This window comes from Pseudomonas inefficax (genome assembly GCF_900277125.1).
GTDB lineage: Bacteria > Pseudomonadota > Gammaproteobacteria > Pseudomonadales > Pseudomonadaceae > Aquipseudomonas > Aquipseudomonas inefficax.
This window is the reverse complement of sequence record NZ_OPYN01000229.1, coordinates 1-3,382: the sequence shown is the minus strand read 5'-3', so window position 1 is coordinate 3,382 and position 3,382 is coordinate 1. Positions and strand designations below refer to the sequence as shown.

Below are 3,382 nucleotides of genomic sequence, written 5' to 3'. Positions count from 1 at the left end.
CTAGCTTGCGGCCAAGCAGGTCGAGCGACTGGATGCCCTCGGTACCCTCGTGGATCGGGTTCAGGCGGTTATCGCGGTAATANTGTTCAACCGGGTATTCGCGGGTGTAGCCATGGCCGCCGAGAACCTGGATTGCCAGTTCGTTGGCCTTCAGGCAGAACGTCGAGGGCCAGGACTTGACGATCGGAGTCAGCAGGTCGAGCAACTCCTGCGCCTGGTTGCGGGTATTTTCGTCGCTGCCGGTGTGGGTGTCGTCGAACAGCCGCGCTGCGTACAGGCCGAGGTCGAAGGCGCCTTCGACGTAGGCTTTCTGCGTCAGCAGCATGCGTTTCACATCAGTGTGTTCGATGATTGGCACCGCGGGGCTGTGCGGGTCCTTGTTGTCCGCCAACCGCCCCTGCGGGCGCTGGCGGGCGTACTCCAGCGAATACAAATAGCCGGCGTAGCCGAGCATCACTGCGCCCATGCCAACGCCGATGCGTGCCTCGTTCATCATCTGGAACATGCACGCCAGGCCGCGGTGCGGCTGGCCGACCAGGTAGCCGATGCACTGGCCGTTATCACCGAAGTTAAGTGCAGTCGAGGTGGTGCCGCGCCAGCCCATCTTGTGAAACAGCCCGGCCAGTAGCACATCGTTGCGCGGGCCACGGCTGCCATCTTCGTTGACCAGGTACTTGGGCACGATGAACAGTGAGATGCCCTTCACGCCGGGCGGTGCATCGGGCAGCTTGGCCAGGACCATGTGCACGATGTTCTCCGAAAGCTCGTGATCACCGCCGGAGATGAAGATCTTGTTGCCCTTGAGCCGGTAGCTGCCGTCACCGGCAGGTTCGGCGCGGGTGCGGATATCGGCCAGTGACGAGCCGGCGTGGGGTTCGGTCAGGGCCATCGTGCCGAAGTAGCGCCCTTCGATCATCGGCTTCAGGAACAGGCGTTTCTGTTCATCGCTGCCGAAGCTCTCGATCAGGTTGGCCGCGCCCATGGTCAGGAACGGGTAGGCCGTGGTGCCGGCGTTGGCGGCCTGGAAGTGGGCGAAGCAGGCTTGCGAGACCAGGCTGGGCAGCTGCATGCCGCCGACCTCGAAGTCGCGGTTGGCGTTGAGGAAGCCGGCTTCGAGGAAGGCCTCGACAGCGGGTTTCACCTCGGGGATCAGCTCGGCGCGGCCGTCCACGTAGCGCGGCTCGTTTTCGTCGGCCTTGCGGTTGTGCGGGGCGAAGAACTTTTCGGCGATGGTGCGGGCAGTTGATAGCGCCGCATCAAAGGTTTCGCGGCTGTGCTCGGCGAAGCGTGGGCGCTGGATCAGGGCCTCGGCGTCGAGGACTTCGTAGAGTTCGAAGGCGAGGTTGCGGGGGCTGAGTAAAGTCTCGTCCATGTCGGCAGTCCTAGATACGGAAGGGTAGCCTGATACAGTATCAGTGCTGGCGACAAGGACGATTGATCGAAATGATCATCAAGGTGAGTTACTGCAAATATTGCATGTGCCTACTTTGGAGCGAAGGAGATAAAAGCCTTCCTTATATAGGTCTGAGTCCAGCGTTAATTAAAATATTTTAGTACTAGTTGTCGATTCGGAGTTCGGTGAGTACAAATGGCGAAGTTGATTCATCGGTAGTGGCGACGATCTGGTAACTATCGTTGTGTGCGATTGTTACGAGAGCCGTATGTAATGCCTTGATGACAGTTTTGTCCACGACGACGTAGGATCGAAAGCCGCCGGAGGCGACGTAAAGATTCGCTGAAACTTTGCCTTGTTCTGCAAAAAGGCTTATTTTATCAATATTGAATTCGGCCNNNAGCTCGGATGGGTGAAGGGGTTATTCCGAGAAACTACCGATCCTGACTTTTTCCAGCAGGATTGGATGGCCACTGGTTGTGATCGTGGCGTAAACCTTCAGTGGCTTGCCGGGTTGCAGCGCAGACTTTGCGGTGTGAAGAGCGTCAATCACGTTCATGTCCCGCACGACACAGCTCTGGAACGGTCCGTTAGGCTGGTAGAGGTTGGCCCAGACTTCACCTGCATACTCTTCTTTGGCGAAGATCGCGATGCCATTAACTTCAATTTCTTTGTTCATTTTTCTCTCGCTGCTAGTGGATTGAGTGCGAGGCGAATGATCTCTCTTCGTGTGTGCCAATAAAACTGGCATTCTTACTAGGTTGATGAATTGGAAGAGGCTGAAGAGCGAGCGCTCGCAGTGCGCGTTATATGCGCCTTGCCAAGGGGCAGCTACGGAAACAAAAAAGGAGAGCCGAAGCTCTCCTTATCATGAACGGACTGCTTTCTCAGCCAATGGTCATCAGGCTGGCATTACCACCCGCAGCAGCAGTGTTCACACTCACCGCCCGCTCAATCACCAAGCGCTCCAGCGCAATCTGGTGATCCCCGCTGGACAACCCATGCACACCAACGATTGCCCCGGCACGCTTGGCCACCTGCTGGCACACGCCGCGCAGTTGATCGGAGTCGCCATGGTGGATCACTGCGTCGAACGCCACTTCATCCTTGTTCCAGTCCGGCACCAGCTTGACCTTGGCCTGCAGGTCTCGCGGCAGGCGGGCACGCAGGGCCTTGCCCGGCTCGCCGTCCGCCCATACCGCCGAGCTGCCAACGGCCAGCACTGCGGCGAACTGCGCCAGCAGGTCTGCTTCGTTGTCGGCCAGGCACAGCACGTGCTCACGTGGCAGGATGGTGTAGCTGTTGCGCTCGCCGGTCGGGCCTGGCAACAGGCGGGCGATGCCGCTCTGCGACTGGCTGGCGAACTGGCTGCACAGCACGGCCAGGTCGGCCAGCTGGTTGCTCTCGGCCCAGGCCTTCAGGCCATGCAGTGGCTTGATCAGCTGTTCGTGCAGGGCGCGGTCAGGCTTGCCTTCACCGTCCTGCTGCTGGAAGTGGCGGCCAATCGCGTCGGCCGGGCGGGTCGACAGCAGGCGGTACAGGTACAGCGGGCCGCCGGCTTTCGGGCCGGTGCCGGACAGGCCTTCACCACCGAACGGTTGCACGCCCACCACTGCACCAACAATGTTGCGGTTGACGTACATGTTGCCGGCGTTGGCGGTTTCCACCACTTTGGCGATGGTCTCGTCGATGCGGGTGTGCACGCCGAGAGTCAGGCCGTAGCCGGAGTTGTTGATCTGCTCGATCAGCTGGTCCAGGTTGCGACGGTTGTAGCGCACCACGTGCAGCACCGGGCCGAAGATTTCACGCTTGAGCTCGTCAAAGCTTTCCAGTTCGATCAGGGTCGGCATGACAAAGGTGCCGCGCTTGATCTCGGCAGCATCGGCAATCGCCACCTGGTAGACCGAGCGGCCTTTCTCACGCATGCCCTGGATGTGCTTCTCGATGCCGGCCTTGGCTTCGGCGTCGATCACCGGGCCGATGTCCACG

General features: G+C 59.9%; 3 protein-coding genes. All 3 read right to left on the bottom strand.

The features are described from left to right. On the bottom strand, positions 1-1,372 hold a 1,372-nt coding region (locus JV551A3_RS28820), incomplete at its 3' end, for an acyl-CoA dehydrogenase family protein (protein WP_133979331.1). A 442-nt stretch (positions 1,373-1,814) separates the two neighbouring features. After that, the gene (locus JV551A3_RS28815; RefSeq protein WP_133979329.1) at positions 1,815-2,072 is read right to left on the bottom strand and encodes a hypothetical protein; all 258 of its coding nucleotides are present in this window, start codon (positions 2,070-2,072) and stop codon (positions 1,815-1,817) included. Positions 2,073-2,280: 208 nt separating this feature from the next. Then, a partial coding sequence (locus JV551A3_RS28810) for an aldehyde dehydrogenase family protein (protein ID WP_133979327.1) occupies positions 2,281-3,382 on the bottom strand: 1,102 nt, incomplete at its 5' end.

Bases quoted from the DNA above. Each gene is read 5' to 3' on its own strand.
- JV551A3_RS28815 (WP_133979329.1), bottom strand. From the start codon at position 2,072: ATGAACAAAGAAATTGAAGTTAATGGCATCGCGATCTTCGCCAAAGAA.